The sequence below is a fragment of the Devosia sp. YIM 151766 genome (assembly GCF_030285925.1).
GTDB lineage: Bacteria > Pseudomonadota > Alphaproteobacteria > Rhizobiales > Devosiaceae > Devosia.
This window is the reverse complement of record NZ_CP127251.1, coordinates 721,757-739,647: the sequence shown is the minus strand read 5'-3', so window position 1 is coordinate 739,647 and position 17,891 is coordinate 721,757. Positions and strand designations below refer to the sequence as shown.

General features: G+C 63.7%; 14 protein-coding genes. 6 read left to right on the top strand and 8 right to left on the bottom strand.

The genetic code is table 11. The features are described from left to right. Positions 1-80 precede the first annotated feature (80 nt). The 4 genes from O9Z70_RS03535 to O9Z70_RS03520 form a co-directional block, all read right to left on the bottom strand. Positions 81-1,061 (bottom strand): ABC transporter permease, encoded by a 981-nt coding sequence (locus tag O9Z70_RS03535; RefSeq protein WP_286021117.1) that lies wholly within the window; start codon positions 1,059-1,061, stop codon positions 81-83. Continuing rightward, entirely contained in the window at positions 1,058-2,563 is a 1,506-nt protein-coding gene (locus O9Z70_RS03530; protein WP_286021116.1) for a sugar ABC transporter ATP-binding protein, read from the bottom strand. Before O9Z70_RS03530 ends, O9Z70_RS03535 begins: the two co-directional genes overlap by 4 nt. Positions 2,564-2,741: 178 nt before the next feature. Next, on the bottom strand, positions 2,742-3,728 hold the full coding sequence (gene rhaS / locus O9Z70_RS03525) for a rhamnose ABC transporter substrate-binding protein (RefSeq protein WP_286021115.1): 987 nt from the start codon (positions 3,726-3,728) through the stop codon (positions 2,742-2,744). A gap of 43 nt (positions 3,729-3,771) precedes the next feature. Beyond that, entirely contained in the window at positions 3,772-4,578 is an 807-nt protein-coding gene (locus O9Z70_RS03520) for a DeoR/GlpR family DNA-binding transcription regulator (RefSeq protein WP_286021114.1), read from the bottom strand. A 258-nt stretch (positions 4,579-4,836) separates the two neighbouring features. Between O9Z70_RS03520 and O9Z70_RS03515 the strand changes: the two genes are divergently transcribed. The 3 genes from O9Z70_RS03515 (at position 4,837) to ybaK (ending at position 8,893) form a co-directional block, all read left to right on the top strand. Next, positions 4,837-6,933 (top strand): bifunctional rhamnulose-1-phosphate aldolase/short-chain dehydrogenase, encoded by a 2,097-nt coding sequence (locus O9Z70_RS03515; RefSeq protein WP_286021113.1) that lies wholly within the window; start codon positions 4,837-4,839, stop codon positions 6,931-6,933. A gap of 105 nt (positions 6,934-7,038) precedes the next feature. Next, entirely contained in the window at positions 7,039-8,328 is a 1,290-nt protein-coding gene (gene rhaI / locus O9Z70_RS03510) for an L-rhamnose catabolism isomerase (RefSeq protein ID WP_286021112.1), read from the top strand. A gap of 91 nt (positions 8,329-8,419) precedes the next feature. Next, complete coding sequence (ybaK, locus tag O9Z70_RS03505; protein ID WP_286021111.1) at positions 8,420-8,893, top strand: Cys-tRNA(Pro) deacylase; 474 nt, start codon at positions 8,420-8,422, stop codon at positions 8,891-8,893. Positions 8,894-9,252: 359 nt separating this feature from the next. On the opposite strand, the gene O9Z70_RS03500 is transcribed toward ybaK, so the two are convergent. The 3 genes from O9Z70_RS03500 to cydD all read right to left on the bottom strand — a co-directional run bounded on the left by O9Z70_RS03500 (position 9,253) and on the right by cydD (position 12,975). Beyond that, a complete protein-coding gene (locus O9Z70_RS03500; protein ID WP_286021110.1) occupies positions 9,253-9,399 on the bottom strand; it encodes a DUF1127 domain-containing protein in 147 nt (48 codons plus the stop codon). Positions 9,400-9,604: 205 nt separating this feature from the next. After that, positions 9,605-11,257 carry a thiol reductant ABC exporter subunit CydC gene (cydC, locus tag O9Z70_RS03495; RefSeq protein WP_286021109.1) on the bottom strand — a complete coding sequence of 551 codons (1,653 nt, stop codon included), beginning with the start codon at positions 11,255-11,257 and terminating at the stop codon, positions 9,605-9,607. Continuing rightward, positions 11,254-12,975, bottom strand: coding sequence for a thiol reductant ABC exporter subunit CydD (gene cydD, locus O9Z70_RS03490; RefSeq protein WP_286021108.1), 1,722 nt, complete (start codon positions 12,973-12,975; stop codon positions 11,254-11,256). The genes cydC and cydD overlap by 4 nt, the downstream gene beginning before the upstream one ends. Before the next feature lie 147 nt (positions 12,976-13,122). On the opposite strand from cydD, the gene O9Z70_RS03485 reads away from it, so the two are divergent. Genes O9Z70_RS03485 through cydX form a run of 3 tightly spaced genes read left to right on the top strand, consistent with a single transcriptional unit; the run spans position 13,123 to position 16,011 of the window. Further along, the gene (locus O9Z70_RS03485) at positions 13,123-14,721 is read left to right on the top strand and encodes a cytochrome ubiquinol oxidase subunit I (protein ID WP_286021107.1); all 1,599 of its coding nucleotides are present in this window, start codon (positions 13,123-13,125) and stop codon (positions 14,719-14,721) included. Next, a complete protein-coding gene (gene cydB, locus O9Z70_RS03480; protein WP_286021106.1) occupies positions 14,718-15,863 on the top strand; it encodes a cytochrome d ubiquinol oxidase subunit II in 1,146 nt (381 codons plus the stop codon). Before O9Z70_RS03485 ends, cydB begins: the two co-directional genes overlap by 4 nt. Positions 15,864-15,873: 10 nt before the next feature. Then, positions 15,874-16,011 carry a cytochrome bd-I oxidase subunit CydX gene (gene cydX / locus O9Z70_RS03475; protein ID WP_286021105.1) on the top strand — a complete coding sequence of 46 codons (138 nt, stop codon included), beginning with the start codon at positions 15,874-15,876 and terminating at the stop codon, positions 16,009-16,011. Between the two features lie 977 nt (positions 16,012-16,988). Here cydX and O9Z70_RS03470 read toward each other — a convergent pair. Further along, a complete protein-coding gene (locus O9Z70_RS03470; protein WP_286021104.1) occupies positions 16,989-17,711 on the bottom strand; it encodes a Crp/Fnr family transcriptional regulator in 723 nt (240 codons plus the stop codon). Between the last annotated feature and the right edge of the window lie 180 nt (positions 17,712-17,891).

Below are 17,891 nucleotides of genomic sequence, written 5' to 3'. Positions count from 1 at the left end.
ATTTATCGGTGTCAGCGCCTCGCTCTCCCTCCCTCCTCTCAAGGGGGAGGGGGTGATAGAATCGAATGCCTCACGCATCATCACGCCGCGCCCTCCGCCTTCTTCAAGATCACCCTGCCCTTGCTGCGCTCGCCCCGCGCATTGAGCACCACGGCGAGCAGGATCGCGGCGCCGGAAATGGCCATCTGCCAGAACGGGGAAACGCCGATCACCGGCAGGGCGTTGTTGACGACGCCGAGGAACAACGCGCCCAGCAAGGCGCCGGCCACGCTACCGATGCCGCCGGCAATCGAGACCCCGCCGATGACGCAGGCGGCGATGATAGTCAGCTCATAGCCGCTGGCCACTTCCACCGAGGCGATCACATAGCGCGAAATCCACAGATAGCCGCACAGCCCGGAGACCGCCCCCGAAATCGCGAAGGCCAGGAATTTGGTGCGGCCGACATTGATGCCGGTATAAACCGAGGCGGTCGGGTTGACGCCGATGGCGTAGAAGCTGCGGCCCAGCGGCGTGCGGGTCATCAACAGATAGAACAGGATTGCCAAAGCCACCGCGAACCAGGTCAGGTTCGGCACCCCCAGCAGGGACCCGCGCTGCAATTGGATGAAATCCGGGCTCATCTGCGCCGCATTCACCCAGGCGCCGCCGGAAATGACGAAGACCAGGCCGCGGAAAATGGTCAGCGTGCCCAAAGTCACCACGATGGGCGGGATGTCCAGCCGCCATACCAGCACGCCGTTGAAGGCGCCCAGCGCCCCGCCGACCACGATACAGCCCGCGATCAGCAGCGGGATCGGGATCATCGGGAACGCCGCATTGACCATGGCGACGATCATCCCGGTCAGCGCCAGGTTGGAGGCCATGGACAGGTCGATGGAGCGCGTCAGGATCACCACCATCTGCCCCAAAGCCAGCATCATCAGGATGGAGGTGTCGTTGAGAATGGTGAGCAGGTTATGGGGCTGGGAAAAGCGCGGGAAGCGCAGCGTCACCAGCACGATGACGGCGAGGATGGCCAGAGCCAGCCAGATTTCGCGGGATTTCATCAGCCTGTTCATGCCGCCTCGGCCTCCACAATGCCGGCGGCCAGACGCACCAGCGTCTCCGGCTGCAAATTCTCGTTCTCCAGCACCGCCACCATCAGCCCTTCGCGCATGACCACCACCCGGTCGCTCATGCCCAGCACTTCGGGCAATTCGGAGGAAACCATGATGACGCTGAGCCCCTGGGCCACCAGTTCGCCCATGAATTCGTGCACCGCCGCCTTAGAGCCGATATCGATGCCCTTGGTCGGCTCATCGAGAATGATCACCTTGGGCAGCGTCGCCAGCCATTTGGCGATCACCACTTTCTGCTGGTTGCCGCCCGACAGCGTCGACACGTTCTGGCTCAGCGAGGCGGCGCGCAGGTCGAGCCGCTCGGTATAGGTTCGTGCCAGCTTGAATTCCTCGGCCAGGCGCAGGAAGCCGGCGCGGCTGGTCTTGTCGATACTGGGCAGCGAGACATTCTTGAAGATGGGCTCGCCGGTAATGACGCCCTGCTTGCCGCGTTCCTCCGGCACATAGACGATGCCGGCCTCGACCGCATCGGCGGGCGAGCGCGGCGCGATGACCTTGCCGTCCAGCGCCATGGTGCCGGCACTGGGCCGGGTCATGCCGAACACCGCCTGCATCACTTCGGAACGCCCGGCTCCGACCAGTCCATAAAAACCCAGAATCTCGCCCTGTTTCACCGAGAAGGAGACATTGTCGAATTCGGTCGGATGGCTGAGCCCGGACACCTCCAGCACCGTTTCGCCGATCGTCGCCTGGCGTGGCGGGAAAATCTGGTCGACCGCCCGGCCGACCATCAGTTTGACGATCTCGTTCTGCGGCGTGTCCCTGATGAAGCCCTGGCCCACCATTTCGCCATCGCGGAACACCGAATAGCGGTCGGCGATGCGGTAGATTTCGTCGAATTTGTGCGAGATGAAGAGGATGGCCTTGCCGTCCTGCTTGAGCAGGTCGACCAGCACATAGAGTTCCTCGATCTCCTTCTGGGAGAGAGCGGCGGTCGGCTCGTCCATGATCACCACCGAGGCGTCAACCGACAGCGCCCGCGCCACCGCGACCAGATGCTTCTTGGCGATGCCCAATTCCTTGAGCTGCGCCGAGGCATCGATCCCCGCCCCCATGGAATCCAGCGTCTCCTGCGCCTCGCGGCGCATCTTCGTCCAGTCGATCAGCCGGAAACGGTTCTTTGGCGCATGCCCGAGATAGATGTTCTCGGCGACGCTCAATTCGTCGAACAGCACGGTTTCCTGATGGATGGCGGTAATGCCGGCATCGGAGGCCGAAATCGCCGTCGGCAGGCTCACTGGCTGGCCCTTGACGCGGATTTCGCCCGCATCCGGCTGGTAGATGCCGGTCATAACCTTCACCAGCGTCGATTTGCCCGCGCCATTCTCACCGATCAGCGCCGTCACCTGGCCCGGATAAAGCTCCAGCGACACATCGTTGAGCGCCCGCACGCCGGGAAAGCTCTTGGATATGCCCGATAGGGTGAGGATGGGTTCGGTCATGGTCTTTGCTCTACGGGACGGCGTCCCTTGTTCCTCTCCCCCTCGGGGAGAGGGTGGATCGGCCGAAGGCCGAGACGGGTGAGGGGGAATCCATCCGCTGGTTCAGGCGGAGAGACCCCCCTCATCCGGCGCTTCGCGCCACCTTCTCCCCGAGGGGGAGAAGAATGAAGGCGCTCGCTTAGTAAATCTGCGAGAACTCTTCGATATTGCTCGCGTCGAACTGGAACGGCGCAGCCATGGCGGCGGCATTTTCATCGTCCAGGGTCACTTCGCCCACCTTGCCGATGGAGAAGGTCGCGCCCGGAGCGGCTTCCTCGCCATCGACCAGCGCCTTGGCCAGGTAAACAGCCGAATAGCCCAGATCGATGGGGTTCCACAGGGCCACGGCCTGCGAAGCGCCATTGTCGATGAACTGCTTGAACTCGCTTGGCAGCGCCAGGCCGGTGACGTTGATCTGGCCGATCAAGTCCTGGTCGGTCACCACCTGGGCCGCGGCGACGACGCCAACCGTGGTCGGGGCGATGATGGCCTTGAGGTCGGGATAGGCAGCGATCAGGCCGCGGGCCTCCTCGGTCGATTTCACCGAATCGTCATCGCCATAGACGGTGGCGACGAGGTTGATGTTGGGGAATTTCTCCGGGATGGCAGCCTTGGCGGCTTCGATCCAGGCATTCTGGTTGGTCGCGGTCGAAGCGGCCGACAGGATCGCCACATCGCCACCTTCCGGCAGATAATCGGCGGCCAGCTTGATGATGGTTTCGCCGATCAGGTCGATATCGGACGGGTTGAGGTGGATCTGGCGGCCTTCGGGGGCCACGCCCGAGTCGAAGGACACGACCTTGATGCCGCGTTCCATGGCGCGTTGCAGGGCCGGCACCAGGGCGTCGGGATCGTTGGCGGAGATGGCGATGGCGTCGACCTGCTGGGCGATCAGCGAATTGACGACTTCGATCTGGGCTTCGGCCGTCGCGGCGGTCGGGCCGGTATAGATCACTTCCACGTCGCCCAGTTCGGCAGCGGCTTCCTGCGCGCCCTTATTGGCGGCATCGAAGAAGCCATTGCCCAGCGACTTCACCACCAGCGCGATGCGGGTCTGGGCCATGGCGGGGGTGGCGAGAAGCACGGCGGCGGTGGCCGTCGCAGCGAGCAGTTTCCAGAGTTTCATTGGGTCCTCCCGGGATGTCTGGTCTTGGTTCTTGTAAAAAATCTCAGGCCATCTTCGCTTGCGGTTCGGCCTGAGCACTCGCATCCGCGACAATGAGCCGCACACCTGCCGTCTCCAGCATCTGGCGGTCCTCGTCGCGGATACCGCTATCGGTGATGACAGCGGCAATTCGGTCGAGCCCGCACAGGATGAGGCTCGAGCGTCCCGAAAATTTCGATGAATCGGCCAGGAGGATCAATTCATCCGCCTGCCCGATCAGCGCCAGCTCCGACTGCACCACCATGGGGTCGGCCTCCATCAGGCCATGGGCGCCGATGCCCTGGCAGCCGATGAACATGCGCTTGGCGTAGAAATGGCTCGCCACCACCCCGCCAAAGGGCGAGAGGATGACGTTCTGTTCGCGGTAGATCGTGCCGCCGGGAATGACGACCGAATTGCGCGAATTGTGAATGAGGAATTCGGCGATGGCGAAGCTGTTGGTGAAGACGCTCAGCCTCTTGCCGGTCAGGTGATGCACCATTTGATAGGTGGTGGTGCCGCCATTGATGATGATCGGCTCGCCGTCATTGCACATTTCCACGGCGACGCGGGCAATCGCCCGCTTCTGCGCCATGTTGATGGTTTCGTTGACGGAAAAGGGCCGCCCCATCAGCCCGCCCTGGGCCGGCGGGTTGATCGCCTCGGCGCCGCCGCGCACCCGCCGCAGCTTGCCCTGCACATGCAGGGCCGCGATGTCCCGGCGGATCGTCGCTTCCGACGAGCCCGTCACTTCGCACAGCTCGCCGACCGTCGCCACTGGACGGCTCTGGGCGGCGGCGATGATCACGCGATGGCGCTCCGTTTCATGCAAGGCAGATACTCCCTGAACGCATTCGTTCACACCATTCCCAGGCAGAGTCAATCATTAATCTACATATTCCAGTCATGTCCGCGCAAGAATGACGGTACATGATCGTTTATGATTGACATCATGGATAATTCTATGGCCATGTCCGGCCAGCAGGGCGTTCTGCATCGGCAAACTGGTTGATTGCCGGTGAAGGGGAATTGCCCGCCAGTTCCGCGTCCTCGCTTCGGGCGACGCATCCGTATTTTGAGAGGAACTCCGATGTCCACCGCGCCCAAGCGCCTCCAGAACCTGTGGGATGATGCCAAGGCCGCGTCGCTGACCGAGCCTGAGCGCCTTGTCTATCGCTCCAATCTGCTCGGCTCGGACAAGCGGGTCACCAATTACGGCGGCGGCAATACCTCCTCCAAGATCTGGCAGCAGGACCCGCTGACCGGCGAGGACGTCGAAGTCCTCTGGGTCAAGGGCTCGGGCGGCGACAATGCCTCGATCAAGCTCGATGGCTTCGCCACCCTCTATATGGACAAGCTGCGGGCCCTGAAGGGCCTTTATCGCGGCGTCGAATTCGAAGACGAGATGGTGGGCTATCTGCCCCACGCCACCTTCAATCTCAATCCGCGCGCCGCCTCCATCGACACCCCGCTTCACGCCTATGTGCCGCGTCCCTATGTCGATCACATGCATCCCGACGCCATCATCGCCATCGCCGCGTCGCAGAATTCCAAGGAACTGACCCAGCGGATTTTCGGCGATACCATCGGCTGGCTGCCCTGGAAGAAGCCCGGCTTCGAGCTGGGCCTGTGGCTAGAAAAATTCTGCCTCGAAAACCCCGAAGCCGAGGGCGTCGTCCTTGAATCGCACGGCCTGTTCACCTGGGGCGATACGCCCAAAGAGTGCTACGAGACCACGCTTCGCATCATCAATCAGGCCATCGAGTGGTTCGAGAAGGAGACGGCAGGCAAGACTATTTTCGGCGGCAAGGCCGTCGATAGCCTGCCCGCCGAACAGCGCCGCGCCATCGCCGCGCGGCTGATGCCGAAAATCCGCGGCTTCATCTCCGAGGACAGCCACAAGCTGGGGCATTTCGACGACAGCGAGGCCGTCCTCGAATTCGTCAATTCCAACGATTTGCGGCCCTTGGCGGCTTTGGGCACCTCGTGCCCCGACCATTTCCTGCGCACCAAGATCCGCCCATTGGTCGTGGATTTCGACCCGGCCAATCCCGATATCGACGCCGTCATCGCCGGTCTGGCCGATCAGATCGCCGCCTATCGCGCCGACTACGCCGCCTATTATGAGCGCTGCCGCCACGACAATTCGCCGGCCATCCGCGATCCCAATGCCGTGGTCTATCTGATCCCCGGCGTCGGCATGATCACCTTCGCCAAGGACAAGGCCACCGCCCGCATTTCCGGCGAATTCTATGTCAACGCCATCAATGTGATGCGCGGCGCCTCCACCGTCTCGAAATATCGGGGCTTGCCCGAGCAAGAAGCCTTCGACATCGAATATTGGCTGCTTGAGGAAGCCAAGCTGGCCCGCATGCCCAAGCCGAAATTGCTGGCCGGCAAGATTGCCCTGGTCACCGGCGGCGCCGGCGGCATCGGCAAGGCCACCGCCGCCCGGCTGCTGCGCGAAGGCGCCTGCGTGGTCCTCGCCGATATCGACCAGTCCGCCCTCGACAATGCCACGTCCGAGCTGTCGGATGTCTTCGGCAAGGATTTCGTTCGCCCGGTCAATATCAACGTCACCAGCGAAGACCAGGTCATTGCCGGTTTCGCCCATGCCGTGGTCGAATTCGGCGGCCTCGATATTCTCGTCTCCAATGCCGGCCTCGCCTCCTCCGCACCCATCGAGGACACGACGCTCGAGCTCTGGAACAAGAATATGGACATCTTGTCCACTGGCTATTTCCTGGTGTCGCGCGAGGCGTTCCGCCTGTTCCGGCAGCAGCAGATCGGCGGCAATGTCGTCTTCGTCGCCAGCAAGAACGGCCTCGCCGCCTCGCCCAATGCCGCCGCCTATTGCACCGCCAAGGCCGCCGAAATCCATCTGGCCCGCTGCCTGGCCCTCGAAGGTGCCGCCGAGCAGATCCGCGTCAATACGGTCAATCCCGACGCCGTTCTGCGCGGCTCGAAAATCTGGGCCGGCGAATGGCTCGAGCAGCGCGCCTCGACCTATAAGACCGACAAGGACGGCCTCGAGGAAATGTATCGCGAGCGCTCCATGCTCAAGCGCTCGGTTTTCCCCGAGGACATCGCCGAAGCCATCTATTTCTTCGCCAGCGAGGCCTCGGCCAAGTCCACCGGCAATATCCTCAACGTCGACGCCGGCAACGCCCAGTCGTTTCCGCGGTAATAAAGGGAGTCACCCTCAGAGGCGGAAGACGCCGGCCCATTCTTCTCCCCTCGGGGAGAAGGTGGCGCGAAGCGCCGGATGAGGGGGATATCAAGGGAGAAAAAAATGACCGAACACATCATCGATCCATCCACTATCGCCGCCGAAAACGCCTCTCGCGAGGCCGATCTGCGCCGCGATTATGAAACGCTTGGCGAGCGTCTCGACCGGCGCGGCATCGCCATCGGTGCGATCAAGGACAAAGTCGCCCAATTCTCGGTCGCCGTGCCTTCCTGGGGCGTCGGCACCGGCGGCACCCGCTTTGCCCGTTTCCCCGGCAAGGGCGAGCCGCGCGACATTTTCGACAAGATCGAGGATTGCGCCGTCATCTCCCAGCTGACCCAGGCGACGCGCACCGTGTCCCTGCACATTCCGTGGGACAAGGCCGATCCGAACCGGCTGAAGCAGGCGGCCAGCCGCTTCAATCTCGGCTTCGACGCGATGAATTCCAACACCTTCGCCGATGCCGCCGGCCAGCTCCAGAGCTATAAGTTCGGCTCGCTTTCCGCCGCCGACGCCGCCACCCGCGCCCAGGCCATCGAGCATAACCTCGAATGTATCGAGATCGGCCAGACCATCGGCTCCAAGGCGCTGACCGTGTGGATCGGCGATGGCTCCAACTTCCCCGGCCAGACCAATTTCACCACCCAGTTCGAGCATTATCTCGACTCGATGAAATCGATCTACGCCGCCCTGCCCGACGATTGGCGCCTCTATACCGAACACAAGATGTATGAGCCGGCCTTCTATTCGAGCGTCGTGCAGGATTGGGGCACCAATTACCTGATCGCCAGGGAGCTGGGCGACAAGGCCTATTGCCTGGTCGATCTCGGCCACCACGCCCCCAACGTCAATATCGAGATGATCGTCGCCCGCCTCGCCCAGTTCGGCAAGCTCGGCGGCTTCCATTTCAATGACAGCAAATATGGCGATGACGACCTCGATGCCGGCGCCATCGACCCGTTCCGCCTGTTCCTGGTCTTCAACGAACTGGTCGATGCCGAAGCCCGCTACAGCGATTTCCACCCGGCGCATATGCTCGACCAGAGCCACAATGTCACCGACCCCATCGAGTCGCTGATGCTGTCGGCCGCCGATGTGCAGCGCGCCTATGCCCAGGCGCTGCTGGTCGACCGCCAGAGCCTCAAGGCGGCGCAGGAGGCCAATGACGCCCTCGCCGCGACGCTCGAATTGCGCACCGCCTTCCGCACCGATGTGGAGCCGATCCTGGCTTTGGCCCGGCTCGAGGCGGGCGGCGCCATCGACCCGCTCGCCACCTATCGCGCCGCCGGCTATCGCGCCAAGGTCGCCGAAATCCGCCCCGAAATCGCCGCCAGTTCGAGCGGCATCGTCTGATTTTCCGCAGCCCCTCCCCGCTGGGGAAAACAAGGCCCGGAGCATAGCTTCGGGCCTTCGCTCTTGGCGGATCATCCGCTAAAACGACACCATGTCCAAGACCACGCCCGCCACCCAGGCGCTCGCCAAGGCCGGAATTGCCTTCAGCCTGGCCAGCTATGATTACGATCCCAATGCCGAGCGCGTCGGGCTGCAGGCGGCGGAGGCCATGGGCGTTGCTCCCGCCGAAATATTCAAGACGCTGATGGCCGAGCTCGATGGCAAGCCGGTCTGCGCCATCGTCCCCTCGGACGAGGAAGTGAACATGAAAAAGCTGGCTGCGGCTCTGGGCGGCAAATCGGCCCAGATGATGAAGCCGGCGGATGCCGAGCGCCTCACCGGCTACAAGATCGGCGGCATCAGCCCTTTGGGCCAGCGCCGGCCGGTGCCGGTGGCGCTGGATGAACTGGCGACGCTTTATGACGAGATCTATCTCAATGGCGGCCAGCGCGGATTGCAAATCCGCATCCGGCCGGACGACCTGGTCAAAGCGCTGAACTGCGTCACCGCCGATCTGGTGCGTTAGCGAGGTGTGGCCAAATCTGCGGCCCCTCCCCCCTTCCCAACTCGTCACCCTCGCGCTCGACGCGAGGGTTCTTGCAATGCCGGTAACGCCCTCGCGTCAAGCGCGAGGGTGACGGGGGTGGTTGCGGGCAATCGCATGGCCCCAAATCCGCCACGCGGGCAGAGGCCACATATCTCTCGTAGACCTCATCCTGAGCTTGTCGAAGGACGAGGTCGCTAGCGCCGTGGCCGCGACCTCGTGGTTCGACAGGCTCACCATGAGGTCTAAGAGGCGCCGATTTCTGTGTCACCTACCCCCAGAAACGACAAAAGGCGCCCTGGTGGACGCCTTCATCGGATGACCTGGAAGGTCGGTGTCGCTTAGGCGACGTAGGTGCCGCGAGCGATCGACTTGATGTCGCCGCGGGTAATGCCCAGATCGTTCAGCTGACGGCTATCGAGGCTGTTCAGCTCGCGCAGGGTGCGCTGGTAACGGGCATAGTTGGCAATCTTCTTGGCAATGTTCATTTTCAGTTCCCCTTCGTTGATGACCCTTATCTAGACCAAGTTCGTAGTGATTAGTAGATGGCCTTCCTGCACACCGGTTATGCGCCGGGCGCATCCCGAACGGATCTAAGGTTAATAATGGGTTTATTGGGATCGCCATACCCAGCATCGGCGGCTCCTTCGCCGCCCTCCGAGGGGCCACAGCAGCCTGTGCCCCAGCCCAGCCCTATTCCAGCCGCCCGTTCCTGATGGTCAGCACCCGGTCGACCGTGCCCTCGGGAATGGCGGCATGGGTGACCATGATGACGGTGCGGTCCGTGGCCGCTTCAGCGAGGGTGCGGAAAAAGGCGAGTTCGGTGTCCCGGTCCAGCGCGTCGGTCGGCTCGTCGAGCAGCAGCACCGGGGCCCGGCTCAGCAGCGCCCGCGCCAGGCATAGCCGCCGCGCCTGCCCCACCGACAGCGTGCGCCCCGCCTCGCCCACCACCGTGTCGAGCCCCTTTGGCAGCGAGCCCACATGAATATCGAGCTGCGCCTTGGCCAGCACGGTCCAGAGCTCTTGGTCCCCGGAATCGGCACGGCCGATCAGCAGATTGTTGCGGATCGTATCGATGAATACCGGGCTGTCCTGGCTCAGCAGCGCCATATGGGCATGCACATCGGCGGTGCGGAATTTCTCAAGCGGGATTCCGCCAATGTCGATGCGGCCCGCCTGCGGCTCGGCCAGCCGCAGCAACAGGCGCAGCAGGGTGGATTTGCCGCTGCCGCTCGGACCGGCAATGGCGATTCGTTCGCCCGGAGCAATATCGAGCGACAGACCGGCCAGAATGGGCGGCAGGCCGGGATAGCAGAAGCTGATATCCTCGAGGGCAATGGTTCCCGCCGTCGGAATCGAGAGCGGCATGGCCGGTTCGGCAATGGGCGGGGTCAGCGAGGCCAGGGCATTGAGCCGTTCGGCCGCCGCCATGGCGGCGCTGGCCTTGCCGACGCTGCGCACGATCATCGCGGTGACCTCGAAACTGCCCAGCACCGCCAGCAGCAATCCCGCCATGACCGGGCCATCGACATCGCCGGATTCGACGGCGACCAGGCCGGACCACAGCGTGCCGACCAGCGCCAGCGCCGCCAGCACCTGCACCATGGCGCCGCTGCCGGCAGTATAGGCGCCCAGCCGCCGGCGCAGCCTGGCGGCGATGGCGCTGGCCTCATCGAAGCGGGCAGCAGCCGTGCCCAGCGCCCCCAGGACGGTCAGATCGGCATGCCCCGTGGCGCCATCTAGCACCGCCATGCGCATATCGGCATTGGCCTCGACGCTGGCCCGGCCGGCGGCGCGGCTCAGCCATACCAGGCCAACGGGAACAACCAGCACCGCGCCCGCCATGGCCATTCCATAGGCCAGCGCCGCGCCGGGCAACAGCACGCCCAGCAAGATCGTCATGCCGCCGCCAATCAGCAGAGCGGCGATCCACGGGCCGATGGCCACCAGAAAGGCATTGTCGAGCGCGTCCACATCGGCGGTCAGCCGGCTGACGAGATCGCCATGCCGGAGCGAACGGTTGGACAGGGGCAGCAGCGGAAACAGCCGGGCGAAGAGCCAGCCGCGCAGGTCGGAGAGCAGTTTCAGCGTCGCATTGTGCCCCACCAGCCGCTCGCCATAGCGGGCGAGGATGCGGATGAAGGAGAAGCCGCGCACCATGGCCGAGGGCACGAAGAGGTTGAAGCCCAGGCCCAGCGTGGTCAGCGCGGTGGCGGTGATGAACCAGCCGGAGGTGCCGAGCAGGGCGACGCCGGATAACAGGGTGATGAGCGACAAGAACAGCGCCAGCGCGAAGGCGCCGCCCCGCTGACGGAACAATGGCAAGAAGGCGAACAGGGCTTTCATGCGACACCCCGCCTGCGGCGTTGGACAGGCGCCTCCAGCAAGGTCGTGCCGGCAATGCGCCAGGCCTTGTCCATGCCATTGGCCACGCCGGGGGAATGGGTGGCGACGATCAGGGTCCGGCCGGCGGCATAGTCCAGCACCTTGCCGATGATCTCGTCTTCCAGTTCGGCCTCGAGATGGGCCGTCGGCTCATCGAGCAGGATCAGTCCGGCATCGCGCAGGAACAGCCGCGCCAGCGCTACCCGTTGCGCCTGGCCGCCCGACAGGCCGACGCCGTCCTCGCCGATCAGCGTATCGAGCCCGTCCGGCAGCGCCTGGGCAAAGCCGCTCACTGCGGCGCGCTCGGCGGCCGCTTCGACATCGCGGCGTGACGCATCGGGGCGGGCCAGCGCGATATTGTCGGCAATGCTGGCATGGATAAGCCGGGGCTTCTGGGTCAGCAGGAATACGCGGCTGCGCAGGTCCGTCTCGCTCCATTCCGCCAGCGGGCGACCATCGAGACTTATCCCGGCTTCCGGCAGCCGCAATCCGGCAATGGCTTCGAGCAGCGTCGACTTGCCCGAGCCGCTGGCGCCCAAAATAGCCACGTGCTGGCCCGGGGCGACGGTGAGACTGGCCTGTTCCAATATGGCGCGCATCCGGTCCGGGGTGCGCAGGGTCAGGGCATCGAGCGTCACCCCGATGGCCGGACCGGGACGCGGCGCAATGTCGGCCAGCGCTGCCGGCTCGGCGGGCATGGCCCCCAATTGCCGCTCGATTTCCAGCAGCCCGGCCTTGGCGGTGGCGTGATCATGATAATGCGAGGCCAGCAGCCGCAGCGGATTATAGATTTCCGGCGCCATCAGCAACAGGAACAGGCCCACTTGCAGCGTCAGCGGACTGGTTCGCAATTGCAGATAGTCGATGAAGGTGAGGCCCACATAAAGCGCGATGCCGGCCACCCCGAGCGCCGCGAAGAATTCGAGCACCGCCGAAGACAGGAAGGCGATGCGCAATACCTTGAGAGTACGCTGCCGCAATGCCTCGCTGGCGGCGACTATCCCGGCGGTTTCCGCCTGTTCGCGGCCGAAAAGCTTGAGGGTGAGAATGCCGCGCAGCCGATCGCTGAAGCGCCCCGACAAATGGCTTAGGGCCCGCGCCTGCCTGTCGGTCGCCAATTGCGCCCCCAGCCCGACCAGCGCCATGAAGATCGGGATCAGCGGCGCGGTGACGAGAAACAGCACGCCCGCCACCCAGTCGAGCGGCAGGATGATGGCGCCAAACGCCAGCGGCAGCAGTGCGGCCTGCAATGCCGCGGGCAGGTAGCGGGCGAAATAGCCGTCCAGCGCTTCGACCTGGTCGACTATGGCGGCGGCGGCGATGCCGGAGGGCGCCGCCGCCGCAGCGCGCGGCGAGCGCGCCAGCAGATGCGTGAACAGCGCCTGCCGCACCTGCAGCTTGATGGCCTCGGCCCCGGCAATGCCCGCCTGCTCGCCCAATGCGCCAAGTCCGGCGCGGATCACCAGCAGGGCGAGAATCAGCGCCACGCCCGGCAGCAGCAATTCCGGCGCCTCGCCGCCCTCGATGGCGCGGCCGACGATTTCGGCCAGCGTCCAGGCCTGCCATACCAGCAAAGCGCCGCCAATGAGCGGCGCGGCCAGCGCCACCCACAGCGCGCCGCCGCCATGATTTCGCAGCCGGCCGAGCATTCTGGCGGCCTGCCGGTCCTTGTCGGTCACGGAAGAGCTCCTGTTCATAACTCGACACCCTAGCGGCCTGTGGGCCAAGCTGCCTTGATCTGTATCAAGGCAGCTAGCACCATTTGGCGCTAGGAAGGGAAAATGACGGCTCGCGTCCGGTCGTCTGAACATCGAGGCCTCTATGTCATGATTGATATGCTTGTCGTCGACCTCTCGCGATGGCAGTTCGCTGCCACCGCGATGTACCATTTCATCTTCGTGCCCCTGACGCTTGGACTCTCCTTCATGATGGCCATCATGGAGAGCGTCTATGTGATGACCGGGCGCCAGATCTGGCGCAAGGCGACACTGTTCTGGGGCACGCTGTTCGGCATCAACTTCGCCATGGGGGTCGCCACCGGCATCGTCATGGAATTCCAGTTCGGCATGAACTGGAGCTATTACAGCCATTATGTCGGCGACATTTTCGGCGCGCCGCTGGCCATTGAGGGCCTGATGGCCTTCTTCCTCGAAGCCACCTTTATCGGCCTGTTCTTCTTCGGCTGGGACCGGCTGAGCAAGGTGGGCCACCTGGTCGTCACCTGGCTCGTCGCTCTGGGCGCCAATTTTTCTGCCCTGTGGATTCTGGTGGCCAATGGCTGGATGCAGAACCCGGTCGGCTCCCGGTTCAATCCCGACACGATGCGCATGGAAATCACCGATTTCATGGCGGTGATCTTCAATCCCGTGGCCCAGGCCAAGTTCGTCCACACGGTCAGCGCCGGCTATCTCTGCGGCGCGGTCTTCGTGCTGGCGATTTCGGCGCTGTTCCTGGTCAAGGGCAAGCATGTCGAGCTCGCCAAGCGCTCGGCCGTGGTGGCCGCCAGCTTCGGCCTTGCCTCGGCCCTGTCGGTCGTCGTGCTGGGCGATGAAAGCGGCTATATCGCCACCGAGCACCAGATGATGAAGATCGCGGCGCTCGAAGCCATGTATCACACCGAGGAGGCCCCGGCCCCCTGGACGCTGATCGCCTGGCCGGATGAAAACGGCGAACCGGGCTTCCACATCTCCATCCCCTGGGTGGGCGGGCTGATCACCACCCGCACGCTCGACAAGCCGCTGCCCGGCATCAACGAACTGGTCGAGCGCGCCGAAGACCGCATCCGCACGGGCATAATCGCCTATAATGCCCTCCAGGACATCCGTGCCGATGGCAGCAATGCGGAAGCCCGCGCGGTGTTCGACGAATATTGGGCCGATCTGGGCTATGCCCTGCTGCTCAAGAAATATCGTGTCGATGTGGAGAACGCCACCGACGAGGAAATCGTCCTCGCCGCCGCCGATACCGTGCCCGGCGTCTGGCCGCTGTTCTGGACCTTCCGCATCATGATGGGCGTGGGCTTTTTCTACATCGCCTTCTTCGCGCTGTGGTTCTATCGGGCCTCGCGCGGCTGGATCGACACCAATCGACCGCTGCTCTGGTTCAGTGTCTTCACCCTGCCCCTGCCCTGGATCGCCATCGAAAGCGGCTGGTTCATCGCCGAGTTCGGCCGCCAGCCCTGGGTGGTGGAGGGGGTCTTGCCCACCTTCTATGCCGCTTCGGGCCTTTCGGTTCTCGACCTGGTGCTGTCGCTGAGCTTCTTCGTGCTGCTCTATACGGCCCTGCTCGTCGTCATGGTCATCCTGATGGTGCGCGTCATCAAGGCCGGCCCCCAGGACAAGCTGTTCGGCTCCGATGACGATGAAGACGATTACGTGATGGCCGCCCTTCCCGCCACTTCCGCAACCAAGGAGCTCGGATCGTGAGCACCATTCCACTCGATTACGAAACGCTGCGGCTGATCTGGTGGCTGCTGCTCGGCGTGCTGCTCATCGGCTTCGCCGTCATGGGCGGGCGTGACCTCGGCGTCGGCGCGCTGCTGCCCTTCGCCGCCCGCACCGACGAGGAGCGCCGCATCCTGCTCAACCTGGTCGGGCCGACCTGGGAAGGCAATCAGGTCTGGCTGGTCGTGGGCGGCGGCGTCATCTTCGCCGCCTTTCCCCCGCTCTATGCGGTGAGCTTTTCCGGCTTCTACCTGGCCATGATGGTCATCCTTCTGGCGCTGATCCTGCGCCCGGTCGGGTTCAAGTTTCGCGGCAAGGTCAATGACGACCGCTGGCGCGCCGTCTGGGATTGGGGCCTGTTCATCGGCGGCTTCGTGCCGTCGCTGATCCTGGGCGTGGCCATGGGCAATGTGCTGCTGGGCGCGCCTTTCCATCTCGATGAGACGATGCGCACCTTCTATACCGGCAATTTCTTCCAATTGCTGACGCCCTTCGCGCTGCTGGCCGGCCTGGTCAGCCTGGGCATGATCGTGACCCATGGCGCGACGCTGATCGTCGGCCGCACCGAAGGCGCCATGTCCGAGCGGACGCGGCGCTATGGCATCGGGGCCGGTCTCGCCACTATCGGGCTTTTCGCCCTGGCCGGCATCTGGCTGTCATTCATGAATGGCCACGTGATCACCAGCGTCATCGACCCCAATGGCCCGATCAATCCATTGAGCAAGAGCGTCGAACTGGTTCCGGGCGGCTGGCTCGGCAATTACCGCACCTATCCATGGATGATCGCGGCTCCCGCCATCGGCTTTGCCGGCCTCGCCCTCTCGGTGTTCGGCCTGTTCGCCGGCCGCAAATGGCTGGCCTATCTGGCCAGCAGCACCGCCATTTTCGGCATCGTCTCGACGGCGGGGGTCTCGATCTTCCCCTTCTTCCTGCCGTCCTCGACCGTGCCCAATAGCGGCTTGACGCTATGGGATTCGTCCTCCAGTCACCTGACGCTGTTCATCATGCTGCTGGTGACCGCGGTTCTGCTGCCCATCATAATCATGTACACCGCCTGGGTCTTCCGGGTGATGCGCGGCACGGTGACCGGCGACAGCCTGAACAAGAACCCCAACGCCTATTAGGAGAAACGCGATGTGGTATTTCTCATGGATTCTCGGGGTCAGCCTCGCCTGCAGCTTCGGCATTCTCAACGCCATGTGGTTCGAAATGCGCGAGGACCGGCGCCTTGCCGACGAAACAGGCCAGGAAGCCCTGCCCGCCGCCGATTAGCATCGGGTCGGGCTAGATGGATTGTCGGGCCCGTCCCGGCAATCCAAGGATGGCGCCTGCCCCGACCCCATGGTTCGACAGGCTCACCATGAGGTCTCCGATGCCCTCATCCGATCTCCCATAGACCTCATCCTGAGCCTGTCGAAGGACGAGGTCGCTTCTCCTGCGCCTCCCTCCCGCTTGAGGGGCGGGATTGAGGGTGCGGTGACGGAGCAAGAGCGAAACTACCATGCCTGACCCGGCGTCATTCCCGCGAAAGCAGGAGCCTCCGTTACCAAACCGAGGCCCCCGCTTTCGCGGGGGTGACACGGAGAAAAAGACGACAGCCGTGCCCGATTGGACCACCCAAAACCACCGCTCGCCCCAAAACCACCCCTCGCCTCAACACCACCACTCGTCACCCTCAATGGGAGCGAACGAGGGGGGAGTGGCGCAGCGAGAGCGAAATTACCATGTCTGACCCGGCGTCATTCCCGCGAAAGCGGGAACCTCCGTTACCAAACCGAGGCCCCCGCTTTCGCGGGGGTGACACCGAGGAAAAGACAAGAGCCGTGCCCGATTGGACCACCCAAAACCACCACTCCCGCCAAAACCACCACTCGTCACCCTCGCGCTCGACGCGAGGGTTCTTGCGGTAGCACCCAGCACAAAGAACCCCCGCGTCGAGCGCGAGGGTGACGATCCGGGAGGAAAGCGCAACCGCGATAGAGGTTATGGCCCCAGCGTCCCCCTCCCCCTCAATGGGAGCGAGCGAGGGTGCGGTGACGGAGCGAGGGCGAAACTACCATGCCCGACCCGGCGTCATTCCCGCGAAAGCGGGAACCTCCGTTACCAAACCGAGGTCCCCGTTTTCGCGGGGGTGACACCGAGAAAAAGAATAGCCATCGCAAAACCACCACGATCCGGGAGGAAGGCGGCATCAACTGAGCCCCCGACCATGGTTCGACAAGCTCACCATGAGGCCTCTCATAGAGCCCCTACCCGCACAACAACCGCAGGCGGGTCAAATCTGGCACGGTCACATGCCGGTAATTGGCGATTTCGATCACGCCATCGGCCTTGAGCCTGCTGATCTGACGGCTGACGGTTTCGATGGTCAGGCCGAGAAAATCGGCGATGTCGGACCGGCTCAGCGGCAGGTCGAACCGGGTGATGGTCTGCTCGTCGATGGGGTCGATATGGCTGGCGATCATGAACAGGAAGCTCGCCACCTTCTCGGCGGCGGTCTTGCGCCCCAGCGTCACCATCCAGTCGCGCGCCTCGTCCAGCTCGCGCAGCGCCTGCAACATCACCCGATGCTCCAGCGGCGCGCTGTCCTTGATCAGCGCTTCCAGGGCGCGCTTGGGAATGACGCAGAGATCGACCTGCGAGGCGGCTTCGGCGCTGACCCGGCTTTCGCTGGCAAAGGGTCGGCCGAGCAGGTCGGGCGCGAATTGCAGGCCGACCACCTGCTGGCGTCCATCCTCCAGCACCTTGGACAGCTTCACCACGCCGCGCAGCACATTGGAATAATTGGCGATCGGCATGGCATCGGCCATCAATTCCTCGCCCGCCTCCCGGCGCACACGCCGCGATGACTTGGCTAGGGCCATCAATTGTTCTGAATTGAGCGCCCCGCAAATTCCCTGATGCCGCGCTTCGCAGCTCTGGCAGAGCACGGGAACTTCGGAATTATGGATATCCTGACGAACCGTCTGCATGGTCAAGCTCCTGACAACGCCAGAAATAGGCTGCCCCGCCCCCTTGTTTAAGCCGAAGGATTGTCGCTGTGCCAAGAGGTCGCATCGAATATTCGGAAGATGCCGATGGTTATTCAAAACAGGCAATGCCCGGCCCATTTTCATATACCTCTTGACCTTGCCATGATGGGAAGGTTTATA